This window comes from Plantactinospora sp. B24E8, from assembly GCF_039871735.1.
Classification (GTDB): domain Bacteria; phylum Actinomycetota; class Actinomycetes; order Mycobacteriales; family Micromonosporaceae; genus Plantactinospora.
This window is the reverse complement of record NZ_JBDPMH010000005.1, coordinates 135,939-161,062: the sequence shown is the minus strand read 5'-3', so window position 1 is coordinate 161,062 and position 25,124 is coordinate 135,939. Positions and strand designations below refer to the sequence as shown.

The window sequence follows — 25,124 nt, the reverse complement described above, 5'->3', positions numbered from 1 at the left end:
ACCTACCCGCCGGAAGAATGGCCTGTCCCGCCGACGGTCCGCCGGACGGGTCCCGCCGATGCTAACCAGGCGTCCCGGCGCAGGTAGGTTCCCACCCATGACCGACGTTACCCAGGTGTCCGGCCCGACCCCGGAACCTTCCGCCGACCAGCTCCGCCACTCGCCGCTGCACGAGCGGCACGTCGCGCTGGGCGCCAAGTTCGCCGCCTTCGGCGGCTGGTCCATGCCCCTGGAGTACGCCGGCGGCGGGGTCCTCGCCGAGCACACCGCGGTCCGTACCGGGGTGGGTGTGTTCGACGTCTCGCATCTGGGCAAGGCCCGGGTCACCGGCCCGGGAGCCGCCGACTTCGTCAACGCCTGCCTCAGCAACGACCTGGGCCGGATCGGCCCCGGCCGGGCGCAGTACACGCTCTGCTGCGACGAGACCACCGGCGGGGTGGTGGACGACATCATCGCCTACCTGTACGCCGACGACCACGTCTTCCTGATCCCGAACGCGGCCAACACCGCCGAGGTCGTACGCCGGCTCCGGGCCGCCGCCCCGGCCGGGATCACGGTCACCGACGAGCACGAGGCGTACGCCGTACTGGCGGTGCAGGGGCCGGCGTCGACGCAGGTGCTGGGCAGGCTCGGGCTGCCGACCGGGCACGACTACATGAGTTTCGCCGCCGCCGACCTCGACGCCGCGTCGCTCGTGGTCTGCCGTACCGGGTACACCGGCGAGCACGGTTACGAGCTCGTCGTCCCGGCGGAGGCGGCGACCCGGGTCTGGGACGCGCTGCTCGCGGCGGGCGAGCCGGACGGGATCCGGGCCTGTGGCCTCGGCGCCCGGGACACCCTGCGCACCGAGATGGGCTACCCGCTGCACGGCCAGGACCTGTCGCTGGAGATCACCCCGGTGCAGGCCCGGCTGGGCTGGGCGGTCGGCTGGGACAAGCCGGCGTTCTGGGGGCGGGAGGCCTTGCTCGCGGAGAAGGCGGCCGGTGCCCGACGGACCCTGTGGGGGCTGGAGGCGGAGGGCCGGGGCATTCCGCGTGCCGGGATGACGGCCCTGGTCGGCGACACCGAGGTCGGCACGATCACCAGTGGGACGTTCTCGCCGACCCGCAAGCTCGGCATCGCCCTGGCGCTGCTCGACACCACGGCCGGGCTGGCCCAGGGGGACCGGGTCGAGGTCGACGTCCGGGGACGTCGTACGCCGATGCGGGTGGTCCGCCCGCCGTTCGTCCAGCCCTCGGTCAAGTAACCGCCCGGCGGGGCGTCCACGTCGCCCGACCGGCGCGGCACCAACCCCGGGGTCGGGGCGGCCCGGCCCGCGACGGGATCAAGCCTGACCGCCCAGAGCGGGTCGGGTTGCCCCGACCCACCACCGGGACCGCGACCCGGGCCGGCCCCCTGCTGGCGATCAGCGTTGGGAGCGGTCGCCGGCGTCGAGGACCGCCTGGGTCCAGCCGCCCTCGACCACGCCACTGCCGTCGAGCAGTGCCCAGTCGACCACGTCGACGACGTCCACCACGACGGGCCGACCGATCCGGACCGCCGGGTCGGCGGCCGCGTCGCTGGCACTGGCCCCGATGATCCGTTCCGGGGTGGCCCAGGAGGTCACCCCGGCCCAGACGTACTCCGGTCCCTCGTCGGTCGGCAGCGCGTACTTGACCAGCAGTTGCACCTCCGCGGGCAGGCTGCCGGCCAGGAACCGTTCACGGATCCCCGGCAGGCCGTCCCGGGCGGTGGTGATCGCCTTCGCCATCGCGTCGTCGGGCCGGGCGTACCGGACGTCGGACTGCCCGGCGCCGAAGAGGGCGGTGCAGACCGCGGCGAAGTAGCCTCCGGTCGGGCCGGGATGGCCGACCGGGGGGAGCAGGGTCAGGAACGAGTCGGCGTCCGGGTCGGTCGCCGGGTCCAGTTCCAGCCGCAGCGCCGCCGGCCGGGTGCTGTCGTGCGGCTGCGGGTTGCCGTACGCGACCGCGATGTCGTGCCCGGTGACCGAGGTGACCACCGGAAGGGGGACGAAGGCCGGCACCTCGTTGTCGGTTAGTCCGTCGGTCCAGGCCCGCAGCAGGCGGCGGGCCACCCCGGTCATCACCGCCCCCCAGGCCCGGGTGAGGTGTGTCGGCACCTCCTGCGCCTGCAGTTCCAGCAGGCCGAAGCGGCGCAGTCCCTTGGTGGTGAACCAGAGCCCGCCGTCGTCGGACGAGTACGGCACCAGCACCCAGTCGATCAGGCGTACCCGTCCCTCGGCGTCGGGCAGGGACCGCAGCGCGGTCGCGGGGTCGAGGAACTGCAGCGCGAAGACGTCCACGACGTCGGCCCCGAGGTGCTCGGCGAGCGCGGCGGCGACGGTCCGGGCGGCCCACTCGTGTGCCGGTGGCCAGCCGGGCCGGTAGCTCGCCTGGACGACGACCAGGTCGGTGGCGGCGGCGAGCCGGGCGAGTTGGGGCTCGGTGGCGCCGAACGCGGTGAGCAGGTCCGGCGGCAGGTGCGGGAACTCGCTGACCGGTCGGGTGTCGACGCTCATCAGCGGGCTGGCCAGCATCTGCCGGGCGAGGTCGTACACCGGCCCGGAGATCCGCCCGGCGAGCCCCGCCAGGACCTCGGCGGGGGCCGGGCCGGGCTGACCCGAGGTCGGTACCAGGTAGGTGGCGGTCAGCGTTTCCGGTACCGGGACGGGCAGGAAATCATCGGTGATCAACATTCGTCCCCCCGCTCGGCCGTGTGCCGGTCTTCGTTTTTGCGAACGCTACCCGTGTTTCGCCCCAGATGGACGCGGATCGGGTCAGCCGTTCAGCGGGTCAGCACCAGACCCAGGTAGCAGAGTGTGGTGCCGACCTCGACGGCGGCGCCGAGCACGTCACCGGTGACGCCGCCGAACCGGCGTACCGCGTGGCGCAGGGCCAGCAGGGCGATCGCGAGCGCGCCGGCGACCGCGAGCGGCCCCTGCCAGGGCCGGCCCGGAACGGCGGCGACGGCAACGAGTGCGACGGCGGTGGTGGCGACGGCCAGCACCACCGGGCCGACGGTGCCGGCGACCAGGGCGCCGAGCCCGTCCGGCCGGGCCGCCGGCACGCCGCGGCGGCACGCCCAGCTCACCGCGAGCCGACCGGTCGCGGTGCCGACCACCACCGTCGCGGCCAGCGCCGGCCACGGTCGGGCCGCCAGCGCCGCGAGGCACGCCGTCTGGACCAGGAGTACGAGGACCAGCGCGGCGACGCCGAACGGGCCGACGTCCGGCTGCCGCATGATTTGCAGGGCGGCCGGCCCCGTCCGGTACGAGCCGAGCGCGTCCACCGTGTCGGCCAGCCCGTCGAGGTGCAGTCCCCGGGTGAGCAGTGCCGCCACGGCGACGGTCACCCCGGCGGCGACCAGGGGTGGGGCGAGCGTGGCGAGTCCGCCGAGCACGGCGGCGAGCAGCAGACCGAGCAGGGCGCCGACCAGCGGGGCCAGCGCCATCGCCGTACCGGCGGTGGCCCGGTCCACCCGGCCGACCCGCAGCGGGGCGACGGTGAAGGTGGTCAGGGCCAGCCGGCCGCCGGCGACGAGTCGCCCGTCAGGCACCGCGGGCGCTGGTCGCCGCCGAGGCGGTGTCGGCTCCGGTGCCGTCGTCCGGCGCCGCCGGGTCGTCCGGGGCCGCCGTCTTGTCCGGTACGGCGGTCGGGCCGGGGCCGGCCGGTCGGGGCTCGGCGAACTCGCTGTCGTCCGACTCCACCGGCTCCCGCTCCGACTCCTCCGACCCGGTGGTCTCCTCCGGTTCGGCGGCCTCTTCCGGCTCGGCGGTCTCCTCCGGTTCGGCGGTCTCCTCCGGCCGTGCCGCGGTTTCGGCGCCGGCCGGCCCGTCCGAACCAGGCCGGGCCGGCAGTCCACCGGCCAGGGTCAGCCCCGCCCGGAGCAGCGGCAGCGCGGCCAGCGCGGCGGCGCCCTCACCGAGACCGAGCCGCAGGTCCAGCAGCGGTTGCAGGTCGAGCACGTCGGCGGCGAGCCGGACCGCCGGGTGGTCGCCGTGGTCCGGCAGCAGGCACCAGTGCCGGGCCTGGCCGGCGAGGTCCCGGCTGACCAGGCCGGCGGCCACCCCGACCGGCCCGTCGAGCAGCACCGGGGTACGACGCGCGGTCGCGCCGAGCAGGATCCCGGTGGCGACCGCGATGTCCCCGCCGCCGAGTTCGGCGAGGACGTCCTTCGCGTCCCGAGGGCTGCGCCGGGTCCGCTGCAGCGCGTCCCGGACCGCCGCACACCGGGCCATCCACGCCGTGTCGTCCACCTGCCCGTCCGGGGTCACCACCCGGCCGAGCACCGCTGCCGGTTCGGCGCCGGCGTTCGCCGCGAGCACGGCCGCCGCCGCCGCGTCCGTACCGGCGCCACAGGCCGCCAGCACGAGCAACTCGACACCCTCGTCCACCGCGGCCTCGGCAAGCCGCCACCCGTAACGCAGTGCCGCCTCGACGTCGTCCACCGGCAGGGCCGGACCGTGCTCCATCGGGGCGGCCGCCGGAGCCTCGACGACCTGGAGAGTGGCGCCGGCCTCGGCGGCCAGTTGGGCGAGCGGTCCGGATCCGGTCCGGGCCTGGGCCGCCCGGCGGGCGGATTCGCCGGGCACCGTTCCGGCCGCGGCGCCGCCGGCGTGGTCGCCGTGCAGCAGCAGCACCCGTACCGCGCGCCACGGCGTCGGGGTCGCGGTCCGCTGGGTGGCGGCGGCGAACTCGACGACCCGGGCCAGGGTGCCGAGTCCGGGGCCGGGCAGGTCGAGGGTGGCCAGCCGGTCGAGCGCGGCCGGGCCGGCGTGCTCGTCCGGCATCGGCAGCTCCATCCCGGGCTGGATCACCAGGCCGGTGGCGACCATCGGCAGGGCCATGGTCGGCGCGGTCCAGGCCGTCCCCGGCTCGGCTCCGGACGGCTCCGGCGCGGTGACCGTCGGCCGCAGGACCTCCGGCACGGCGCCGAGGACCCCGGTCCAGGCCGACGCCGGCGTACCGGCGTCGGGCACCACCGGGTCCGGCCGGCCGGCCGGACCGGCGTCGCGGTCGGCGCCGGGCTGCGCCGGTACGTTCGCGCGCGGAGCCGCCGTCGCGACCGGTGTTCCCGGCTTGAGCGGGGTCGGCTGCCCGGCGATCACCAGGACGACGGTGTCACAGGCGTCCGCCACCGTCTGGTTGGTGGTGCCGAGCGCGTCGGCGAAGGCCCGGCCGAGCGGGGTGGTCGGCACCAGCGACAGTCCGACCTCGGGGCTGACCAGCACCAGGCGGGCCGGGCAGTCCCGGACCGCCGCGCCGAGTTCGGCGACGGTGGCGACGTCGTCCGCCGGCTGGTGCGCCGGGTCGAGCAGCACGGTCACCCAGCCACCGAGGTCGTCGACGAGCAGCGTCTCGTCCGGCTCCGCCGACCTGATCAACTCCACCAGCCGGCCCGGGCCCGTACCGGCCTCCTCGGTCGCCCAACCGGCCGGTCGGCGCGACCGGTGCGCCTCGATCCGGGCCACCCACTCGGGGTCGTCGGGGCTGGTCGTCGCGGTGGCGACGTACCGGACCCGGGACGCCTCCCGGACCAACGATTCGGCGAATTCGGACTTGCCGGACCGGATCCCGCCCAGTACCAGGATCCTGCTCCACCCGTCTGCGGACATGCCCGTACCTTAGAGCGCTCGGCTGTACATCCCGCTGTGAGGTGCGGCTCGGTGGCCCCCGGAGTACGCGTCGGGGCGGTCGGCGGACCGCTCGGGCTGGTTGGTCCGGATCGGCCGACTAGGCTGGCGGGGGTTGTCGGCGCGGAAGATCGGCGAGGGGAGACGCGACATGCCGTGGAGCTGGCGGTACGAGGGCGCGGACGGTGCTCCGGTGAGCGGACCGGCCGAGGCGTTCAGCAGCCAGGCCGACGCCGAGTCCTGGATCGGACAGACCTGGCGGGAACTGGCCGCCTCGGGCGTCGCCACGGTGCTCCTGGTCGAGGACGACCGGGTGGAGTACCGGATGAGTCTGCAGCCCGCGGCCGAGTGACCGGGTGATGGCCTTCGACCAGCGGGGACGGGACCGGCTCGTGCTCGGCGTCCCGGCGGCGGCGTTCCGGCCGAGCCCGATCTTCCTCGCCCTGGTCGCGCTCTTCGTGACCAGTGGGGCGATGGCGTGGAACGGGTACGGCAACGTCCGGCTCGACGTCTTCCTCTTTGTCGTCTCCGGCTGGCTGGTCTCCCTCTGCCTGCACGAGTACGCGCACGCGATCGTGGCGTTCCGGGCCGGTGACCGGGGTGTCGCACACCGGGGTTACCTGACCCTCAACCCGCTCAAGTACAGCCACCCGCTGCTGTCGATCATCCTGCCGGTGGTGGTCGTGCTGCTCGGCGGCATCGGCCTGCCCGGCGGTGCGGTCTGGGTCGACCGGCACGAGATCCCCGGTCGGCTGCGGCACTCGCTGGTCAGCCTCGCCGGCCCGGCGACGAACGTGCTCTTCGCGTTGCTGTTGGTGGTGCCGTTCGCGCTCGGCGTGGACGTCTTCGCCCGGACGGCGTTCTGGGCCGGGGTCGCGCTGCTCGCCTTCCTGCAGCTGACCGCGAGTGTGCTCAACCTGCTGCCGGTGCCGGGGCTGGACGGCGGCAACATCGTCCAGCCGTGGCTGAACCCGCAGTGGCGGCGGGGCTACGACCTGATGGCGCCGTTCGGGTTCATCCTGCTCTTCGCGCTGCTCTGGAACCCCACCGTCGGCGGCTGGTTCTTCGACGGGGTCTTCACGGTCGGTGACCTGATCGGGCTCCCCGACTACCTCTACGTCGAGGGGTTGCGGCTGATCCGGTTCTGGCAGGGCTGACCACCGCCCCTGTCGGTGCCGTTCCGTATCCTGCCGGTCGTCCGATCGGAAGGGGAGGCCGCATCGTGGCCGACGTGACGGCTGTGCAGGTACTGCTCGAGTGCTGCGGGCCGCAGCTGCTGCCCGACGTCCTGACCCGGCGTCGCCAGGTGGTCGAGGAGGTGCTCCGCCAGGGCCCGGTGCTCGGCCCGGCACTGGTCCGGGCGGTGCTGGACTCCGGGGACGAGGCGCTGCGCCTGGCGTTGGCCGGCAACCGGGGTTTCCCGGCCGCCCATCCGGAGGCGGCCGCCGAACTGGCCGCCACCGCGACCCCGCCGGTCGCCGTGGCGCTGCTCCGGCACGCCGACGAGGCACTGCGCGCCGAGCTGCTGGCCGGCGCCGACCCGGCGGACCCCTGGTGGCGACGCCCGGGCGGCTTCGTGCCGACCCTGGTCGACCGGGCCAGGTACGAGTGGGAGCTGGTCACCGACCTGGCCGGCAGGACACCGTTCGAGGAGATCGACCACGTCTTCCTCAGCCAGGACCGGCCGCGCACGGTCTGGCGCGAACTGGAGGTGCTGGCCCAGGTCTGGCGGCGGGCCGGGCGGGACGCGGTGGTCGGCCACACCGGGCTCGACCCGCTGGTCGCCGAGACGCTGACCGAGGCGCTCGACGCCGAGGACGGGCTGCCGGCCCTGGAACGGGCGACGGCCGAGCTGCGGACCGCCGCCGGCACGGTACGGCTGCTCCGGGCGGTCGGCCGGAGCACCGCCGACCTCGACCCGGACCAGCCGGTGGACTGGCCGGCGGTGCTCGCGGCACACGCCGAACAGCCGTACCGCACCCTGGCCGCGAAGGCCCTGGCCGGGCGTGCCGACTGCCCCGAGGAACTTCGGGTCGACTTCGTGCACCGGTTCGGGGTGCACGTGCTGGACTGGTTTCCGGGGCCGGTCGGCCTGCCGGTGATGCGGGCCTGCGCGCAGGAGCTGGCGAACGGCAGCGCGGTGGTTACCGGCACCCGACTGCTCGGCGAGAAGGTGGCGGCGGCGCTGGAGCAGGGGACGGTGACCGCCGCGCAGGTGGTGGAGGAACTGGCTCCGGTCGGTTGCCTGCCCGGGGTGGCGGTCGTGGCCGCGCCGGTCAGGACGGCGGTAGGGGACCTCGTTGGCGCCACGGTCGGCACCGACCAGGGCGCCTGGCGGGCGCTCTGGAAGCACCTGTCGGGCTGGCCGGGCAACCTGCCGGAGCTGCTGGCGGCGGCGGTCGCGGCGGCGGGCACGGTAACCCGGTGGGCGCACGCCCGCCCGGCACCCGCGCCGGGCGGCAAACCGCCCTCCTGGACACCCGTCCGCCGGGCGATGCGCGACCTGCTGCTCTGCTGCCCGCCCGAGGTGGTGCTGGCGGTCCTGCCGGTGCTCGACGGACGGGCCGCCTACGACCTGCTGCACCGTGGCGCGGTCGGCCCAGACCTCGTGGCGGCCCTGGTCGAGGCCGACAACCTGACCTGTCTGCGCCTGCTCGCCGGCAACCGGGAACTGCCGGCGGAGTCGATCCATCCGCTGTTCGCCTTCGACGACACCGAGATCAATGCCGGCCTGTACCAGAGCCCGCACGCCACCCCGGCGCTCCGGCGCCGGATCCTCGCCGGGCTGCGCCACGACGAGGACTGGCCGGGCGGGCCGGACCGGGAACGGCTCCCGATCGGCGACCAGCTCCGGGCGCACCTGCGGGAGCCGGTCGAACGCCGGTTCATGCTGCCCTGGATCGAGTCGGGGCTGACCGAACTGGCCGTGGAGCTGATGCTGCGTACCCGGGTCCCGACCGCTCTGCTGCAACTGCGGCTGCTGCTGGCGGTCGCCCGCCGGGAGGGCGTACCAGCCGCCCGGGCGCTGCTGGAGGTGGACCTGACCCGACGTGCGTACCAGGGCCATCCGTGGCTGGTCGCGGTCCGCAAGGCGGCGGTCCGGGCACTGGCCGACCCGGACGAGGCCACCGCGGTACGGGCGGTGCAGGCTCTGGTCGACCGGGAGAGTACGCCGGACAAATGGCTGGACCGGCTGCGCCGGGCCGACCCAAGGCAGGGTGACCTGTACATCCTCGACGCCGAGCAGCACGTGACCGACTGGACGTTGCTGCTCGCCGAGCACCGGCGGGAGCCGTTCCCGTACGAGGTGCTGGGCCATCTCGGCAGGCTGCCGGGATGCCCGGCCGAGCTGCTCGCGGAGCTGGCCGCCGGACCGCCGTCGGCGGACGACCCGGGCGGGCCGGTCGCGGTGCCACGGACGCCGGACGGGACCGTCGACTGGACCGGGTGGCCGGAGTGGGCGACCCGGGCGGTCACCGCCGGAACGGTCCCGCTGGCCGAGCTGGCGGCCAACGCCACGCCGGTCGGTGCGCTGCTGCGGGCCGGTGGTGACGCCCGGTGGTGGCCAGCCACGGACGATCCGGTCACCATGATGTGCCGAGAGGTACTCGGCGAGAACCTCGACGCCTGGCTGTTGGCGCTGGACCTGGTCGACAACTTCCCGGGCACCCTGCCCGAGCTGGTGACCACCAGCCGGGCGGCCACCGCCGCCCTGTCACCACGCTGAGCCGGGCGACCCGGGCCGGGGGAGCCGGCCGCCGTCGCGCCCGGTGCGCGCAACGGCCGGCAGCCGGTCGAGACCGGGGTGGCGGCCGACGTCGCGCCGACCGCCACCCCGGGCCGGCGGAGTTACGGCCGGTTGACCGGGCTCTGCGTCTTGGCCGGGTCCCGCTCGACGATCGGGTCGAGGATCTCGTCGATCGCCTTGAGCAGCTCGGCGTCGAGCTTCACCCCGGCCGCCTTGACGTTGTCGTGGACCTGCTCCGGGCGGGACGCCCCGACGATCGCCGACGAGACGTTCGGGTTCTGCAGGACCCACGCCACGGCCAGCTGGGCCATGCTGAGGCCGGCCTGTTCGGCCAGCGGCTTGAGCCGCTGCACCCGGGTCAGCACGTCGTCGTTCATGAAGCGGGCGATCATGTTGGCACCACCGGAGGCGTCGGTGGCCCGGGAGCCGGCCGGCGGCTCCTGACCCGGCAGGTACTTGCCGGTCAGCACGCCCTGGGCGATCGGCGACCAGACGATCTGCCCGATGCCGAGCTCCTCGCTCGTCGGTACGACCTCGGACTCGATGACCCGCCAGAGCATGGAGTACTGCGGCTGGCTGGAGACCAGCTGGATCTTCAGTTCGCGGGCCAGCGCGTGCGCCGCCCGGATCTCCTCCGCCTTCCACTCCGACACGCCGATGTAGTGCGCCTTGCCGGAGTGCACGACGTCGGCGAAGGCCTCCATCGTCTCCTCCAGCGGGGTGGCGTAGTCGTACCGGTGCGCCTGGTAGAGGTCGACGTAGTCGGTCTGCAGCCGCTTCAGCGAACCGTTGATCGACTCCATGATGTGCTTGCGGGACAGGCCACGGTCGTTGCGCCCCGGGCCGGTCGGCCAGTAGACCTTGGTGAAGATCTCCAGGCCCTCCCGGCGCTCGTCCTTCAGCGCGCGGCCGAGCACGGCCTCGGCCTTGGTGCCGGCGTACACGTCCGCGGTGTCGAACGTGGTGATGCCCACGTCCAGCGCGGCCCGGACGCAGGCGAGTGCGGCCTCCTCCTCGACTTGTGAGCCGTGGGTGATCCAGTTGCCGTACGAGATCTCGCTGACCAGCAGACCCGAACGGCCAAGGTGACGGAATTCCATACCTCGACCCTAGTCCGTTCCCGGGAAGTGGATCAGGTTGCCCGGCCGGGGGTGGCCGCAGGTCACAGCACCGGCTTGGTGTCCGCCAGAAGTCGGTCGATCTCCTCGATCACGTCGGTCCGGCTCGGGTGCACCACGTCGATCAATGGCTCGCCACGCCGGTCGAGCGCGCCCCACCGGCCGGCACCGTCGCCGACCAGGAACGCGACCGGGTGGATGACCATGGCCGGATGGGCCGGCGCGACGAGGACCTGCCCGGACTTGTCGACCACACCCTTGCGTCCGCCGGCGTCGACGATGGCCAGGCCCTCGTCGGTGAAGCCGTCGACGTACCGGCCGTCGGTCAGCGCGGTGGCGAAACCGGTGTACCGGGTCGGCAGGAAGACCTTGCCGGTCCGGTCGACCGCGCCCCACCCGCCGCGTCGGACCGCGGCGACACCCCGCCGGAACGGGCGTACGTCCTCGAAGCCGCTCGGGATCACCACCTTGTTGGCCTTGTCGATGGCGATCCACCCGCCGGTCCCGTCCCGGGACACCCAGGCGAGCCCGTCGGAGAAGGAACTGACCGCCAGGTACCCGGCGGTGGCCTCGATGAGCAGCCCACCGGACTCGTCGATCAGCTCCCAGGTCGGGGTCTCCGGGCGGCGGACCCAGGCCGCCCCGTCCCGGAACGGCTGCACGTCGGCGTAGCTCGGGGCGATCGCCAACTGCCCCTCCGGGTCGGCGTACCCCCAGCGCTGCACCTTCTCGCTGAACGTCGGCACCGGCGGCTTGTGCACCTGCAGGATCTCGTCCCGGTCCCGGGGGTACGGGCCCCAACCGTTCTGGGCGACCTTGTTGAAGACCGCGTCCAGCGCCAGTTCGGTACGGGCGATCAGGTCCGGGTCCTCGACCTTGCGCAGCTCCAGCGCCTTCTCGAAGTGGTTGCAGGCCTCCATGTAGCGGCCCTGGTCGTAGCAGGACCGGCCGGCGTGCTCGTGCATGGTGGCCCGGAGCCGGTCCGGCAGCTCGGGCGAGTTGGCCTCGGCGAACAGCCGGTCGGCCTCGGCGAAGTCACCACGCCACTGCAGTACGTGCGCCAGCCGGGCCTGGGCGATGGCGATCCGGCGTAGCTGACCGGTCGCCTCGGCGTGCGCCAGCGCCAGCTTGCCGTCGGCCAGCGCCTTGCCCAGGTCGCCGAGGATGCGGGAGACGACCGCCCGCAGGCTCAGCAGCCGGGCCCGGGTGCCGTTGTCCTTCGCCGGTTCGAGCTTCTCGGTCAGCCGGTCCCGGATGGCCCGCAGCTCGTCCGGATTCTCGACAAGTTCGCGCAGCGTCTCGTGGTGGAACCGCCACTCGTACGTGGCGAGCACCTGTTCCGGGTCGGCGCTGGCCGGTTCCGGCGCGCTCTCCTCGGGCTCCGGGGCGGCCTTCTGCTCGGTACGCGGCCGGATGATCGGGGTGAGCATGGTGGGGGCACTCAGCGCTGTTGCCGCACCGGCGGCCGGACCGGCCGGGAGCACGGTGTCCGGACTCGCCTCCGCGACCGGTGAACCCGGTGGCGAGGTCGCCAGCGGCGGTCCGGAGACGGGCACCTCGACGCCCGCCTCGGCATCGGCGGCCGCGGGTGCCGGGACAGGCGTGCTGCCGGCGTCACCGGTCGACGGCACCGGGGCGGGGCTGCCGACGGAGTCGTCCATCGGTGGTACCACGCCGTCGGTGTTCTTGGCGGAGGGTGCCGGCGACGTACCGGTGGCGCTCGACGCGGGCGGCTCCGCGGGTGGGACGGCCGGGGGCGCGGTGTCGTCGACGGGCTCGGGTGTCGTACCGCCGGCCGGCTCGCCGGCCGCCGGCGTTCCGGCGGTCGGATCCTCGGCGGCGGAGGGCGGTTCGTCGGCGGTCGGCCCGGTCCGGGCCGGCGTCGCGGCGGTCGGCTCAGCCGGTTCGTCGAGTGGGCGGTCCGCCGTACCGGCGGCACCCGCCTCGGCCGGAGCTGGTCCGGGCGTCGGGTCGGTCTCCGGCGGCGCTGGCGTGGCGGGGGCGGCGTCGGCCAGCGGCCCGGATCGGGCGTGGTCAGCGACGGGTCCGGTGGTTGGCATGAAGGGTACGGAAGTCTCACTTGGATCGGCCGCATCGCCGGATCCCGGCCGTGGGCCGGCCGAGGCCGGTTCGATCGGGGGACCGGACGAGGGTGCGGGCGAGGCGGGTTCGATGACAGGAGGGGCCGATGGCGCCACGTCCGTCGGCGGGGGCGGTGGAACGGGTACGGCGGGAACCGACGGGGTAGGTCCGGCGGCGGACGGGACGGCATCGGGCACCACCGGCGTGGTTCCGGACGGAGCGGGGGTCGGGGCGGGCAGGAACTCCAGCCGCAGCCCGCGGGTGGGCGGTGGGGCCGGACGCGGGGTGGGCTGGTCGGTGCCGGCGGGCCGGACCGGGGGCGGGGGCGGGGGCGTGCTCTCGGGCGGCGACGCCGGGGTCAACCAGCCGGTCGGCCGGTCGCGCGGCTGTTCGCCGGTACCGGTGTCCGCCCCGGCAGCCGCCGGTGAGACCGGACGGGCCGGGCCGGTGGGTTCGGTCGGGTAGGCCGGTGCCGGGCGCGGTGGTTCGGCCGGACGTGGTGGTTCGGCTGGCCGGGCGGGACCGGTGGCGGTCGGGCGGGCCGGGTCGGCCGGCGGGACCGACCAGGTCGGTTCCAGCGGCGGAGTCGGCCGGGGCGGTTGCCCGGCGCGGGCCGGGTCGACGGGACGGGCCTCCACCGGCCGGGACTGTTCGACCTTGCGGACCGGTTCGACCGGCCGACCCGGCTCGATCCGCCGGATCGGCTCGACCGGCCGTGGCGGGTCGGCCGCGCGAGGCGGCTCGGTGGGACGGGACTGCCCGGTGGGTGCGGGTATCCGCCCGCTTGGGACCGGGCCGGGCGCGAGCGGCTCCCGCCGACCGGCCAGCTCGTCGGGCTCCGCCGGACGCGGCGCGTTCCGTTCGGCACCCGGAGCGGGGATCCGATCCGGGCGGTTCGGTTCGGCCCGACGGCTCGGTGGCGGGACGTCGGCTCCCGGACGGTCGTACCCGAGTGGGCCCGGCCGTCCCGACCGCTCGACCGGCGGCATCGGGCCGGAACGGGCGGCCTGGTCCGGTGCGGTCCGCGGATCACGCCCGGGCGGTCGACCCGACCCGAGGTCCGGGAAACGGCGGCTTTCCCGGGGCGGCTCCTGACCGGGCACCGGGCCACGTGGCGCCGACCAGCCGGGGGTCGGTGGCGTCCCGGATCCGGGACGGCGGCCCGGCGGCGGCGGTGTGAAGTCCGAGCCGGTCCGGTCCGGCCTGGCCGGCGGTGGGATTCGACCGGGCGGTGGCTCGTGGGCCGGGCCACGCGGGGCGGTGCCGCCCGGGCGAGGGCCCCAACCGTCGGCGCGGTCCGGACCGGGCGGTCCGTCGAACGCCGCCGGCGCATGGGGTACGCCCCGACCACCCACACCGGGTCGACCGCGGCCGTCGGCCGGTCCGGGGCGGCGGTCGGCGGGGCCCGGTCGCCGGTCGGGCAGCGGCTGGGTCTCGTCCGACGGTGGCCCGGTCAGCCACCGTCCCCGCCGCTCCGGCGGAAGCCGGTCGGGGACCTCGGACGGCCCGGAGCGGGCCGCCCGGGGGCGTTCGTCCGGGTGGGGAGCACGCTCCGGCCGACCCCGTGGACGGTCGAAGCCGTCGACAGGCTCGCCACGACGCCCGGGCTCGACGCCACCGGGTGTCCGTCGCTCGTCCCGGCCGATCGGCACCGGCCCGTCGGCGCGGTGGTCGACCGGTGGGCGGCTCCGACCGTTCGACGGCCGGTCCCAGTCCGGGGCGTCGTCCCAGCCGTCCGGGTCGTCGCGCCAACCGTCCGGGCCGTCGTACCAGCCTTCCTGGGTGTCGTGGCGGCGGCTCGTCGAACCGGGCCGGCCGGTGGTGCCCCGGCCCTCGCCCAACCGGCCGTCCCGGTTCGGCGGCCCGTCCGGGCGCTGCGGCGGATAACTGTCGGAAGGCGTACCCGGGTGCCCACCCGGCGGTGGCACGCTCGCCCGGCCGGTCGGGACCGGGGCGCGCCCGCTCGGCCGGGGTGGCCGACGCCGCTGGTGCCCGATGTCCCCCGGATAGCGCTGCCCGGGGAACTGCGGACGCCACTCGGCGGTCGGTTCGACCACCCAGGACGGTTCGGCGGGCTCACCCCACCGATTCGGGTACCGCTCGCTCATGGCGCCACCTCGCTGCGCTCGGCGTCGTCATGAGCTGTGGTGCTGAGTTGGCTGATTCGCTCGCTGCGCTCGCTCATGGCGCCACCTCGCTGCGCTCGGCGTCGTCATGAGCTGTGGTGCTGAGTTGGCTGATTCGCTCGCTGCGCTCGCTCATGGCGCCACCTCGCTGCGCTCGGCGTCGTCATGAGCTGTCGGGTGGACCGCGGTGTCGACGTGGCGAGTCGCGCGCGACGCGGCCGGGTAGGCCGGCTCGCGTCGCTTACTCACGGGGTCACCTCGTCGTAAATCCTCGCTGGGCAGCCGGGTGCACCGGGTAAAGTCACCCGGCCCGAGGCAGCATGGTCGCGGAAGGAGGGTAACGGCGTGGGCTCAGTCACCGCCACTGTGCCACCACCCATCAGCCGAAACATCACGCCATGGTTCCGGACATTTACTGCCATAACCGGATCGGGGTTTCGTCGGTACTCTACCTACCGGCAAGCTACTCTTGCCGGCGCCTTCACCAACACCGTCTTCGGCTTTCTCCGGTGCTACGTGTTGCTCGCCGTCGCGGGCGGTGCCGGCGGGGTCGCGGCGGGCTACACCCCGGCCCAGTTGGCCACCTTCGTCTGGGTCGGACAGGGCCTGCTCGCCGTGGTGCTCCTCTGGGGATGGACCGATCTGGCGGACCGGATCCGGACCGGCGAGGTCGCCAGCGACCTGCTCCGCCCGGTCCACCCGGTGGTCAGTTACCTCGCCGTCGACCTGGGGCGGGCCGGGTACGCCCTACTGACCCGCTTCCTGCCGCCGGTGCTGGCCGGGCTGGTCTTCTTCGACCTCGCGTTGCCGACCCGGTGGCCGACCCTGCCGCTCGCCGTACTCTCGGTGCTTCTCGCGGTGGTGATCTGCTTCGGCTGCCGGTACCTGGTCAACGCGACGGCGTACTGGCTGCACGACGTACGGGGGCCGATGATCCTGTGGACGCTCGGTTCCGGAGTGTTGGCCGGCCTCTACTTCCCGCTCCGCTTCCTGCCGGACTGGGTGACCGTGCCGCTCTGGCTGGCGACTCCGTTTCCCAGCCTGCTCCAGACACCGCTGGACGTGATCGTCGAGCGGGATCCGCAGCCGGTCCAGGTGGGCCTGGTCGCCGTGCAGCTGGTCTGGGCGGGACTGATCCTGTTGACCTGCCGGACCGTGCAGCGCCGGGCGGAGCGGCGGCTGGTGGTGCAGGGTGGCTGAGCGGGCCGGGGCGCCCTCGGCCTACCTGGCGCTGCTGCGCGGGCAGGCCCGCTCACAGGCGTCCTACCGTACGTCGTTCCTCGTCGACCTGGTCGGAAACGTCGGGGCCACGGTCTTCGACGTGGTCACCGTCCTGGTGCTGTTCCGGGTCACCGGGACGCTGGGCGGCTTCGACCGGACGGAGGCGATGATCATGGTTGGTCTCTCCTCGGCGGCCTTCGCCACCGCCGACCTGACCGTGGGCAACATCGAGCGGGTCCGGCAGTACGTCCGGACCGGCCTGCTGGACGCCGTACTCGTCCGGCCACTCGGTGCGCTGCCGCAACTGTTGCTGATGGACCTGCCGCTACGGAAGACCCTCCGGGCGTTGTTCGGTGTCGCCGTGCTGACCGTCGCGGTGGCGAGCGCCGGCATCGACTGGACCCCGGCCCGGGTCGCACTCCTGGTGGCCGCTCCGCTGGCCGGGGCGGTTTTCTTCGGCGCGATCTTCGTCGCCACCGCCAGCCTGGCCTTCTGGTGGATCGACTCCGGCGAGGTCGGCTCGGCCTTCACCTACGGGGGAAGGGACTTCACCACGTACCCGATGACTGTCTACGGTGGCTGGTTCCGAGCCGTTTTCACGTACGCGCTGGGGTTCGGTTTCGTGGCCTACTACCCGGCGCTGGCGCTGCTCGGCCGGACCGACCCGCTCGGTCTGCCGAACTGGGTGGGGTGGGCGGCGCCCGGCGTCGCGGTGCCGGCGGCGATCCTCGCCGGCCTGGTCTGGCGGACCGGCCTGCGGCGGTACGGAAGCGCCGGCTCATGACCGTGACCCCGCCGGCCGACCCGGTGATCGCGCTGCGTGACCTGCGCAAGGACTTCGTGGTACGGGTCCGGGCCGGGCGTTTCCGGCGCACCCGACGGATGGTGACCGCGGTCGACGGGATCGACCTGACCGTCCGGCGCGGTGAGATGGTCGGCTACATCGGACCGAACGGCGCCGGCAAGTCCACCACGCTGAAGATGCTGACCGGGGTGTTGACGCCCTCGTCCGGCGAGGTACGGGTATGCGGGCTGGCGCCGGTGGCCCAACGGACCCGGCTGGCGTTGCGGATCGGGGTCGTCTTCGGGCAGCGTTCACAACTCTGGTGGGATCTGCCGCTGCGGGACTCGTTCGACCTGCTCCGGCACATCTACCGGGTGCCGGCCGACGCGCACGCCGCCCGGCTGCGGCGCTGCCGCGACCTGCTCGACCTCGACGGTTTCCTCGACCTTCCGGTACGTCAGCTCTCCCTCGGCCAACGGATGCGGGGTGAACTGACCGCCGCGCTGCTGCACGGGCCGGAGGTGCTCTTCCTCGACGAGCCGACGATCGGGCTCGACGTGGTCAGCAGGCAGGCGGTCCGGGGCTTCCTCGCCGAACTCGGCCGGGCCGGTGACACCACGCTGGTGCTGACCACGCACGATCTCGCCGACATCGAACGGCTCTGTCGCCGGCTGGTGGTGATCGACCACGGTCGGGTGGTGCACGACGGTTCGATCGAGGCGCTGCACGCCCGCTACGGCTCCCGTCGGCAGGTGGTGGCGGACCTGGACGAGCCGATGGCGACGCCGCCGACGGTGGACGGCGCCCCGCTGGTGCGGACCGAGGCCGACGGGCGGCGGCTGGTCTTCGCGTGCGAGTCGGCGACCGCCTCCGAGGTGGTGGCCCGGCTCGCCGGCCAGGTCGCGCTCCGGGACATCGCCATCGTCGAGCCGGACATCGAGGACGTGGTCGCCCGGCTCTACCGGGAGGCGGTCGACGGCGCTCCCCTGGTGGCCGCGAATCCGGGCTGAGCTCCGCTCACCCGGCCCGCCCGACCGACGGCGGTCGGCTCAGACCTTGTCGCCGAGGTTGACCCGGGGGGCGGGAGCGCGCATCCGGCGGAAGGTGATCGACCGCATGATCGCGTAGAGGTAGAGCGAGCCCATCCGCTGGTCGGTCTTGGGGAACCGTTGCCGGACCAGCTTCTTGATCTTTCGGGAGATCAGTACCGAGTCGATCACCAGGGCGATGGCCAGCGCACCCCAGAGCAGGTTGGAAACGAGCCGGACCACCGGCGGCATGGTGTTCGCCGAACCGATCAGCACGACCAGGGCGCCACCGAAGAACCAGGTGCCGACGGTACGGCGGGAGTCGACCACGTCCCGGGCCAGGCCACGTTCCGGGGCCCGGTCGCGGGGGCCACCCTCGCGCCGGAACTCGGCCGCGGCCTCGGCCCGCAGCTGCCGCCGCCGCTCCCGCTGCTCCTCCTTGCTGAGCGACTTGACGTCGACGGCGGGACGGCGCGCCGCGGTCGGCCGCTTCGGGGTCTCCTTCCCCAGCTCCTTCTTGCTGGGGGTGTAACCCTTGGGACGGTTGGCGGGCGTCTCGGGCGTCACCTCGGTGACGGCATCCTCGACGAGGTCGGCGGGCTTGCGGCGAAAGAGCGACGGCACGGGGTGAAGGGTAGCCAACCGGGGACGGCTCCCGCACCTCGCGGTACACCACCGCCCGACGGGACCGGCCCCCTCGCCACGCGACGGTGACGGAGGGGGCCGGCGGTGACCTACGTGACGGGTGTTACGGCCGCTCGACGTGCGCGCCGAGCGCGGAGAGCTTCGCCTCGAAGTCCTCGTAGCCCCGGTTGATCAGGTCCACCCCGTAGACCCGGGAGGTGCCCTCGGCGGCCAGTGCGGCGATCAGGTGGCTGAAACCGGCCCGCAGGTCCGGGATCACCAGGTCGGCGGCGTGCAGCTTGGCCGGACCGGCGATCACCGCCGAGTGCTTGAAGTTCCGCCGGCCGAACCGGCAGGGGGTGCCACCGAGGCAGTCCCGGTAGACCTGGATGGTCGCGCCCATCTTGTTCAGCGCCTCGGTGTAGCCGAGCCGCTGCTCGTACACCGTCTCGTGCACGATCGACAGGCCCCGGGCCTGGGTCAACGCCACCACCAGCGGCTGCTGCCAGTCGGTCATGAAACCCGGGTGTACGTCGGTCTCCAGCGCCACCGCCCGCAGCTCCTCGCCCGGGTGCCAGAACCGGATACCGCCCTCCTGACCCGGCTGACCCAGCCGCGGCGGCCGGGTGTCGGTGACCTCGTACGCCCCGCCGACCGAACGGAACACGTTCAGGAAGGTCATCATGTCGGCCTGCTCGGCGCCGAGCACCTCGACCCGACCCCCGGTGGCCAGCGCGGCGGCGGCCCAGCTCGCCGCCTCGATCCGGTCCGGGATCGGCCGGTGGGTGTAGCCGCTCAGCCGTGCCACGCCCTGGATCTCGATCACCCGGTCGGTGTGCACCTTGATGATCGCGCCCATCTTCTGCAGGACGCAGATCAGGTCGATGATCTCCGGCTCCACAGCCGCGTTGCGCAGCTCGGTGACCCCCTCGGCCAGCACCGCCGTCAGCAGCACCTGCTCGGTCGCGCCGACACTCGGGTACGGCAGCTCGAACTTCGTGCCGTGCAGCCCGGTCGGCGCGGTGAGGTGCATGCCCTCGGGGGTCTTGTCCACCACCGCACCGAACTGGCGCAGCGCCTGGATGTGGAAGTCGATCGGCCGGGGCCCGATGTGGCAGCCACCCAGATCCGGGATGAACGCGTGACCGAGCCGGTGCAGCAACGGGCCGCAGAACAGGATCGGGATCCGGCTCGAACCGGCGTGCACGTTGATCTCGTCGGTGCTCGCGCTCTCCACGTTCGCCGGGTCGAAGACCAGCTCGCCGTCCTCGGCGCCGTCGCTGACCTTGACGCCGTGCAGCTCGAGCAGGCCCCGGACCACCTCGACGTCGCGGATCCGCGGCACGTCGAAGAGGCGGCTCGGACTGTCGCCGAGCAGGGCGGCGACCATCGCCTTGGAGACGAGATTCTTGGCGCCACGCACCCGGATCTGCCCGTTCAGGGGCGTACCTCCGTGTACGACCAGGACGTCGTCGGTCAACGCAACCTCCAGCGGGTCGATGCTGCTCTACGTCGAGCTGCCAGCGAGGGTGGGCCATCCGGTCAACACCGCCGTCGCGGCGCATGGCCGTACCGGCCCGGCAGGGCCCTGTCGCGGCATGGGTCTGTCGCGGCCCCGGCAGCATAGCGCTCGGTCACGAAGACGGCAGCGGTCACGGCGTACGGATGGCACGAAACGGGGACGGAGGCAGGAAACCGTACCCCGAATGTCACCGTGGGTAGTGGATCGGTCAGGGAAGCGCGAGCATCTGGTCCAGCGCCACCCGGGCGTGGTGCGCGGTGTCCGGATCGACGGTGATCTGGTTCGGCACCCGGCCGGCGACGAGTTCCTCCAGGGCCCAGACCAGGTGGGGCAGGTCGATCCGGTTCATCGTCGAGCAGTAGCAGACGGTCCGGTCCAGGAACATGATCTGCTTGTCCGGGTGGGCGTTGGCGAGCCGGCGTACCAGGTTGAGCTCGGTGCCGACCGCCCACGCGCTGCCGGCCGGCGCCGCCTCGATGGTCCGGATGATGTACTCGGTCGAGCCGACGTGGTCGGCGGCGGTCACGACGTCGTGGCGGCACTCCGGGTGGACCAGCACGTTCACCCCGGGCACCCGGGCCCGTACCTCGTCCACGCTGCTCCTGGTGAAGCGCCCGTGCACCGAGCAGTGCCCGCGCCACAGGATCATCTTCGCCTCGCGCAGCTGCTCGGCGGTCAGCCCACCACCCGGCTTGTGCGGGTCGTAGAGCACACAGTCGTCGAGGTCGAAGCCCATCTCCAGCACCGCCGTGTTCCGACCCAGGTGCTGGTCGGGCAGGAAGAGCACCCGCTGGCCGCGCTCGAACGCCCACCGCAGCGCCCGCTCGGCGTTCGACGAGGTGCAGACCACCCCGCGATTGCGGCCGACGAAACCCTTGATGTCCGCCGACGAGTTCATGTACGTCACCGGCACCGTCGAGTCGGCGACGCCCAGCTCCGCCAACGTCTCCCAGGCCGCCTCGACCTGCGACAGCACCGCCATGTCCGCCATCGAGCAGCCGGCGGCCAGGTCCGGCAGGACCACCCGCTGCGCGTCGGTGGTGAGGATGTCCGCACTCTCGGCCATGAAGTGCACGCCACAGAAGACGATGTACTCGGCGTCCGGCCGGGCCGCCGCCTCCCGGGCGAGCTTGAACGAGTCGCCGGTCACGTCGGCGAACTGGATCACCTCGTCCCGCTGGTAGTGGTGACCGAGGACAAACACCCGGTCACCCAGCGCCGCCTTCGCCGCCGCGGCCCGGGCGACCAGGTTCGGGTCACTGGGCGGGGGAAGCTCCCCCGGACAGTCCACGCCGCGCTCGCTGGACGGGTCGGCACCCCGGCCCAGGAGCAGCAGGGCGGTCGCGGTGCTGGACGGCTCTACCCACGTCGAAGTCACGATCTCCATGTTTCCACAGCGGGGCCCGCTTTCCGCCCGTACGGATGTGGGCTGCCACACTTGCCGACCATGCGGATCCTGATCTGTCCGGACAAGTTCGCCGGCACCCTCTCCGCCCCCGAGGTGGCCGCCGCGATCCTCGACGGGTGGCGGGAGGGCGCGCCGACGGACGAGATCGAGGTCCGGCCACTCGCCGACGGCGGACCCGGGTTCGTCGAGGTGCTCGCCGCCGCCGTACCCGGCCGCCGGGTGCCGGTGTCGACCGTCGACCCGCTCGGCCGCCCGGTCGACGGGGAGATCCTGGTCACCGCCGACGGCGGTACGGCGTACCTGGAGAGCGCCCAGGCGTGCGGCCTGCACCTGCTGGCCCTGGACGAGCGGGACCCGAAACGGACCACCTCGTACGGCCTCGGCGCGCTGGTCGCGACCGCCGCCGAGTGCGGGGTGCGGCGGGTGGTGATCGGGCTGGGCGGCTCGGCGGTCAACGACGGGGGAGCGGGGCTGCTGGCCGCGCTGAACGCCGTACCGGTCGACTCCGCCGGGATGGCCCTCCCGTACGGCGGCGCGGCGCTGGCCGCCGTCGCGGGACTGGCCGGTCGGCCGCAGACCCGGGGCGTGGAACTGGTCGCCGCCACCGACGTGGACAACCCGCTGACCGGGCTGACCGGCGCCTCGAACGTCTTCGGGCCGCAGAAGGGCGCCTCCCGGGAGGACGTGCTGCTGCTCGACGCCGCCCTGGAACGCTTCGCCGAGGTGCTGGAGCGGGATCTTCCAGGCTGTCCGGCCGGGCTGGCCCAACTGCCCGGCGCCGGCGCGGCCGGCGGGCTCGGCGCGGCGGTGCTGGCGCTCGGCGGGCGGTGTGCGTCCGGTATCGACCTGGTCACCCGGTTGACCGGTCTGGAGGCCGCGCTCGAGCAGGCCGACCTGGTGATCACCGGGGAGGGCTCGTTCGACCACCAGTCACTGCGCGGCAAGGTGGTGGCCGGGGTGGCGGCGGCGGCCCGGGACCGTGGCCTGCCCTGCGTGGTGGTCGCCGGCAGGGTCAGCGCCGGGCGTCGGGAGGCGGCCTCGGTCGGGGTGACCGAGACCCACAGCCTGGTCGAGCACTTCGGCGGCGAGCCGCACGGCGGCGTCGAACGGGCGATGAGCCGACCGGCGGAGGGGCTGCGGGCGATCGCCGCCCGGCTGGCCCGCCAGTGGAGCCGAGGGTGACCCGCCAGTGGAGCCGAGGGTGAGGAGGGGCCCTTCCTGTCGCTTTCTTTCGTCCAGGAAGGGCCCCTCCTGACCCCACGCCCGCTCAGCGGGTCCGGCGGGCGGTGGTGGCGGTGAGCGCCGTGACGAGCAGCCCGAGCAGGGCGACCCCGGTGACCAGGCCGAGCGCCGGATAGAACGAGTCGGGTACCCGGCCGGGCGCCGCCTGGTCGGTGGCGAGGATCGCGGTCACTCCGGCGAGCACGATCGCCCCGCCGATCTGGAACGCGGTCTGCACCAGTCCGGAGGCCAGACCCTGCTCGTGGTCGGCGACTCCGGCGGTGGCCTGGATGTTCAGCGACGGGAAGGCGAGGGCGAAGCCGAGGCCGACCAGCAGCATGGTGGGCAGGATCACGCCCAGGTAGCGCGGTTCGCCGTCGATCCGGAGGAAGAGCAGGTACGCGGCGACGAAGGCGAGGAAGCCGGCCGCCACCACCCGGGCGGTGCCGAACCGGTTGACCAGTGCCCCGACCCGTGGCCCGCCGAACGCCACCACCAGCCCGCCGGGCAGGAAGGCGAGCGCCATCTCCAGCGGGGACCACTGGAGCACGATCTGGGTGTAGAGCGTGCCGATGAACTGGAACCCGATGTAGGAGCCGGTCACCGCCAGCGCGGCGAGGTTGGCGCCGACCAGACTCCGCCGGCCCAGCACGCCGAGCGGGACCAGCGGGTGGGCCACCCGCCGCTCGATCACGACGAAGGCCGCGAGCAGGGCGGCGACCAGGGCGAAGGTGCCGAGCGTACGGGCCGAGAGCCAGCCGGCCGCCGGGGCGGAGACGACGGCGTACACCAGGAGCAGCAGGGCGCCGGTCGAGGTGGCGGCACCACCGAGGTCGTAGCCGCCGACGGGTCGCCGGTGACGTTCGGCCGGGATGAGTCGGCTGCCGGCGACCAGTACCGCGAGCGCGATCGGGGCGGGCAGCAGGAAGGTCCAGCGCCAGCCGGCCTCGGTGAGCAGCCCGCCGAAGACCAGGCCGAGGGAGAAGCCACTGGCGCCGCAGGCGGTGTAGAAGCTGAGCGCGCGGTTGCGGGCCGGCCCCTCGGGGAAGGTCGTGGTGATGATGGAGAGCCCGGCCGGGGCGGTGAAGGCGGCGGCCACGCCCTTGGCGAACCGGGTGGCGATGAGCAGGTTCGGGTCGTCGACCAGCCCGCCGAGCAGCGAGGCGACGCCGAAGACAGCGATCGCCCAGAGGAAGACCCGGCGTCGGCCGAGCAGGTCGGCGGTACGCCCACCGAGCAGCAGCAGGCCGCCGTACCCGAGGACGTAGCCGCTGACGATCCACTGCAGGGCCGAGTTGGACAGGCCCAGGTCCGCCTGGATCGAGGGGAGGGCCACGCCGACCATCGAGACGTCGAGCCCGTCGAGGAAGAGCGCGCCGCAGAGCACGATCAACGCGCCCCAGAGTCGGGCGGTCATCCGGGGACCGGCCGGGGCGTCGTACGTCGGGGCGGCGGCCCCTGGTCGGGGCGTTGCTGGATCGGTGACCGGTGGAGCGGAAAAAGCCATGCCGGCGAACTTACGTGCACGTGCATCTAATGTGCAAGCAACTAATGCTCGTGCAGCTATTTCCTGTGCATGTGGTAACATCCCGACCGTGTCCGAGGACCAGGTGCTCGCCACCGCCTGGCGGGAGTTGGCGAGCTGCTACGCGGCGACGTCCTGCGCGCTGGAGCGCGGCCTGCAGGAGCGACACGGGCTGGGCATGAGCGAGTTCGAGGTGATCGACCGGCTGGCCGACGTACCGGAGCAGAAGCTCCGGATGCAGGAGCTGGCCGAGGGGGTCCATCTCAGCCAGAGCGCGCTCAGTCGGGCGGTGGCCCGACTCGAACGCGACGGACTCGTCTGCCGGGCCCTGTGCGAGCAGGACCGGCGTGGGGTGTACGTCACGTTGACCGAGGCGGGTCGACAGCGGCATGCCGAGGCCCGGCCGACCCAGCGGGCGGTGCTGGCGGAGAGTCTCCGGCCGGTGGGCCTGACCACACCCGCCTAGTTGTCCGAGGCCGGGTGACCTGCCTCGCACCCGCCTACAATCAAAGAGAACCCGGAACGGGAATCATCGGCCATCCGACTAGCGTTGGCCTCTACGGACAATCATCGCACCGCGCAGGGGAGATTTTCACGTGACAACGCCAGCGCAGACCGAGTCGACCGCGGCAACCGCCCCGAGCACCGTCGTCCTCACCGACGTCGCGGCGCAGAAGGTGAAGGCCCTGATCGAGCAGGAGGGGCGGGACGACCTCCGGCTGCGGGTCGCCGTGCAGCCGGGCGGCTGCTCCGGCCTGCGTTACCAGCTCTTCTTCGACGAGCGTTCGCTCGACGGTGACATCGTCAACGACTTCGGCGGGGTCGAGGTTGTCGTCGACCGGATGAGCGCGCCCTACCTGACCGGTGCGACCATCGACTTCGCGGACCGGATCGACGCCCAGGGCTTCACCATCGACAACCCGAACGCGCAGAACTCCTGCGCGTGCGGCGACTCGTTCCACTGATCGGCGCCCGCACACCACAGCACCAACAGTTCTGCCCCAGCGGGCCGCCCCGCGCGGGTGACACGACGGACAGCCCCGTCACGTCACCGGCGTACGGGCGGCCCGTTGTCCGTGCCGGCG

19 protein-coding genes are annotated in these 25,124 nt (G+C 73.7%); 10 read left to right on the top strand and 9 right to left on the bottom strand.

Annotated features, from left to right (window positions below; all coding sequences use genetic code 11):
• Positions 1 to 97: 97 nt before the first annotated feature.
• Positions 98 to 1,246 carry a glycine cleavage system aminomethyltransferase GcvT gene (gene gcvT, locus ABGB21_RS10890; RefSeq protein WP_347677553.1) on the top strand — a complete coding sequence of 383 codons (1,149 nt, stop codon included), beginning with the start codon at positions 98 to 100 and terminating at the stop codon, positions 1,244 to 1,246.
• A 159-nt stretch (positions 1,247 to 1,405) separates the two neighbouring features.
• Here the strand turns inward: gcvT and ABGB21_RS10885 are convergent, their stop codons facing one another.
• The 3 genes from ABGB21_RS10885 to ABGB21_RS10875 all read right to left on the bottom strand — a co-directional run bounded on the left by ABGB21_RS10885 (position 1,406) and on the right by ABGB21_RS10875 (position 5,614).
• Entirely contained in the window at positions 1,406 to 2,695 is a 1,290-nt protein-coding gene (locus tag ABGB21_RS10885; RefSeq protein ID WP_347677551.1) for a DUF2314 domain-containing protein, read from the bottom strand.
• A gap of 89 nt (positions 2,696 to 2,784) precedes the next feature.
• Complete coding sequence (locus ABGB21_RS10880; RefSeq protein ID WP_347655257.1) at positions 2,785 to 3,555, bottom strand: adenosylcobinamide-GDP ribazoletransferase; 771 nt, start codon at positions 3,553 to 3,555, stop codon at positions 2,785 to 2,787.
• Positions 3,548 to 5,614, bottom strand: coding sequence for a bifunctional adenosylcobinamide kinase/adenosylcobinamide-phosphate guanylyltransferase (locus ABGB21_RS10875; RefSeq protein WP_347677549.1), 2,067 nt, complete (start codon positions 5,612 to 5,614; stop codon positions 3,548 to 3,550). Before ABGB21_RS10875 ends, ABGB21_RS10880 begins: the two co-directional genes overlap by 8 nt.
• Positions 5,615 to 5,783: 169 nt before the next feature.
• Here ABGB21_RS10875 and ABGB21_RS10870 point away from each other — a divergent pair, with 169 nt between their 5' ends.
• The 3 genes from ABGB21_RS10870 (at position 5,784) to ABGB21_RS10860 (ending at position 9,359) form a co-directional block, all read left to right on the top strand.
• Entirely contained in the window at positions 5,784 to 5,984 is a 201-nt protein-coding gene (locus ABGB21_RS10870; protein ID WP_347655255.1) for a hypothetical protein, read from the top strand.
• Between the two features lie 7 nt (positions 5,985 to 5,991).
• Complete coding sequence (locus ABGB21_RS10865) at positions 5,992 to 6,789, top strand: site-2 protease family protein (protein WP_347677547.1); 798 nt, start codon at positions 5,992 to 5,994, stop codon at positions 6,787 to 6,789.
• Positions 6,790 to 6,863: 74 nt separating this feature from the next.
• Positions 6,864 to 9,359 carry a hypothetical protein gene (locus ABGB21_RS10860; protein ID WP_347677545.1) on the top strand — a complete coding sequence of 832 codons (2,496 nt, stop codon included), beginning with the start codon at positions 6,864 to 6,866 and terminating at the stop codon, positions 9,357 to 9,359.
• Between the two features lie 122 nt (positions 9,360 to 9,481).
• Here the strand turns inward: ABGB21_RS10860 and ABGB21_RS10855 are convergent, their stop codons facing one another.
• Together ABGB21_RS10855 and ABGB21_RS10850 are read right to left on the bottom strand one after the other, a co-directional pair.
• The gene (locus ABGB21_RS10855; protein WP_347655252.1) at positions 9,482 to 10,480 is read right to left on the bottom strand and encodes an aldo/keto reductase family protein; all 999 of its coding nucleotides are present in this window, start codon (positions 10,478 to 10,480) and stop codon (positions 9,482 to 9,484) included.
• Positions 10,481 to 10,542: 62 nt separating this feature from the next.
• Entirely contained in the window at positions 10,543 to 12,558 is a 2,016-nt protein-coding gene (locus ABGB21_RS10850; RefSeq protein ID WP_347677543.1) for a WG repeat-containing protein, read from the bottom strand.
• Positions 12,559 to 15,051: 2,493 nt separating this feature from the next.
• Here ABGB21_RS10850 and ABGB21_RS10845 point away from each other — a divergent pair.
• Genes ABGB21_RS10845 through ABGB21_RS10835 form a run of 3 tightly spaced genes read left to right on the top strand, consistent with a single transcriptional unit; the run spans position 15,052 to position 17,721 of the window.
• Complete coding sequence (locus tag ABGB21_RS10845; RefSeq protein ID WP_347656998.1) at positions 15,052 to 15,906, top strand: ABC-2 family transporter protein; 855 nt, start codon at positions 15,052 to 15,054, stop codon at positions 15,904 to 15,906.
• On the top strand, positions 15,899 to 16,711 hold the full coding sequence (locus ABGB21_RS10840; RefSeq protein WP_347677541.1) for an ABC-2 family transporter protein: 813 nt from the start codon (positions 15,899 to 15,901) through the stop codon (positions 16,709 to 16,711). The genes ABGB21_RS10845 and ABGB21_RS10840 overlap by 8 nt, the downstream gene beginning before the upstream one ends.
• The gene (locus ABGB21_RS10835) at positions 16,708 to 17,721 is read left to right on the top strand and encodes an ATP-binding cassette domain-containing protein (RefSeq protein ID WP_347657000.1); all 1,014 of its coding nucleotides are present in this window, start codon (positions 16,708 to 16,710) and stop codon (positions 17,719 to 17,721) included. The genes ABGB21_RS10840 and ABGB21_RS10835 overlap by 4 nt, the downstream gene beginning before the upstream one ends.
• A 39-nt stretch (positions 17,722 to 17,760) precedes the next feature.
• On the opposite strand, the gene ABGB21_RS10830 is transcribed toward ABGB21_RS10835, so the two are convergent.
• The 3 genes from ABGB21_RS10830 to nadA form a co-directional block, all read right to left on the bottom strand.
• Complete coding sequence (locus tag ABGB21_RS10830; RefSeq protein ID WP_347657001.1) at positions 17,761 to 18,363, bottom strand: DUF3043 domain-containing protein; 603 nt, start codon at positions 18,361 to 18,363, stop codon at positions 17,761 to 17,763.
• A gap of 124 nt (positions 18,364 to 18,487) precedes the next feature.
• A complete protein-coding gene (murA, locus tag ABGB21_RS10825; protein ID WP_347657002.1) occupies positions 18,488 to 19,843 on the bottom strand; it encodes a UDP-N-acetylglucosamine 1-carboxyvinyltransferase in 1,356 nt (451 codons plus the stop codon).
• Between the two features lie 250 nt (positions 19,844 to 20,093).
• Entirely contained in the window at positions 20,094 to 21,263 is a 1,170-nt protein-coding gene (gene nadA / locus ABGB21_RS10820; protein WP_347657003.1) for a quinolinate synthase NadA, read from the bottom strand.
• 69 nt (positions 21,264 to 21,332) lie between these two features.
• Between nadA and ABGB21_RS10815 the strand changes: the two genes are divergently transcribed.
• Positions 21,333 to 22,475, top strand: a complete 1,143-nt coding sequence (locus ABGB21_RS10815; RefSeq protein ID WP_347657004.1) for a glycerate kinase — start codon at positions 21,333 to 21,335, stop codon at positions 22,473 to 22,475.
• Between the two features lie 85 nt (positions 22,476 to 22,560).
• Here the strand turns inward: ABGB21_RS10815 and ABGB21_RS10810 are convergent, their stop codons facing one another.
• Positions 22,561 to 24,021 (bottom strand): MFS transporter, encoded by a 1,461-nt coding sequence (locus ABGB21_RS10810; protein ID WP_347657005.1) that lies wholly within the window; start codon positions 24,019 to 24,021, stop codon positions 22,561 to 22,563.
• A gap of 88 nt (positions 24,022 to 24,109) precedes the next feature.
• Here ABGB21_RS10810 and ABGB21_RS10805 point away from each other — a divergent pair, with 88 nt between their 5' ends.
• Both ABGB21_RS10805 and erpA read left to right on the top strand, forming a co-directional pair.
• The gene (locus ABGB21_RS10805; protein ID WP_347657006.1) at positions 24,110 to 24,505 is read left to right on the top strand and encodes a MarR family transcriptional regulator; all 396 of its coding nucleotides are present in this window, start codon (positions 24,110 to 24,112) and stop codon (positions 24,503 to 24,505) included.
• A 130-nt stretch (positions 24,506 to 24,635) separates the two neighbouring features.
• Positions 24,636 to 25,004: an iron-sulfur cluster insertion protein ErpA gene (gene erpA / locus ABGB21_RS10800; protein WP_347657007.1), complete on the top strand. Its 369-nt coding sequence runs from the start codon at positions 24,636 to 24,638 to the stop codon at positions 25,002 to 25,004.
• Positions 25,005 to 25,124 lie beyond the last annotated feature (120 nt).

Bases quoted from the DNA above. Each gene is read 5' to 3' on its own strand.
- ABGB21_RS10875 (WP_347677549.1), bottom strand. From the start codon at position 5,614: ATGTCCGCAGACGGGTGGAGCAGGATCCTGGTACTGGGCGGGATCCGG.
- ABGB21_RS10835 (WP_347657000.1), top strand. From the start codon at position 16,708: ATGACCGTGACCCCGCCGGCCGACCCGGTGATCGCGCTGCGTGACCTG.
- ABGB21_RS10855 (WP_347655252.1), bottom strand. From the start codon at position 10,480: ATGGAATTCCGTCACCTTGGCCGTTCGGGTCTGCTGGTCAGCGAGATC.
- ABGB21_RS10865 (WP_347677547.1), top strand. From the start codon at position 5,992: ATGGCCTTCGACCAGCGGGGACGGGACCGGCTCGTGCTCGGCGTCCCG.
- gcvT (WP_347677553.1), top strand. From the start codon at position 98: ATGACCGACGTTACCCAGGTGTCCGGCCCGACCCCGGAACCTTCCGCC.
- ABGB21_RS10815 (WP_347657004.1), top strand. From the start codon at position 21,333: ATGCGGATCCTGATCTGTCCGGACAAGTTCGCCGGCACCCTCTCCGCC.
- ABGB21_RS10885 (WP_347677551.1), bottom strand. From the start codon at position 2,695: ATGTTGATCACCGATGATTTCCTGCCCGTCCCGGTACCGGAAACGCTG.
- ABGB21_RS10850 (WP_347677543.1), bottom strand. From the start codon at position 12,558: ATGCCAACCACCGGACCCGTCGCTGACCACGCCCGATCCGGGCCGCTG.
- ABGB21_RS10810 (WP_347657005.1), bottom strand. From the start codon at position 24,021: ATGGCTTTTTCCGCTCCACCGGTCACCGATCCAGCAACGCCCCGACCA.
- ABGB21_RS10870 (WP_347655255.1), top strand. From the start codon at position 5,784: ATGCCGTGGAGCTGGCGGTACGAGGGCGCGGACGGTGCTCCGGTGAGC.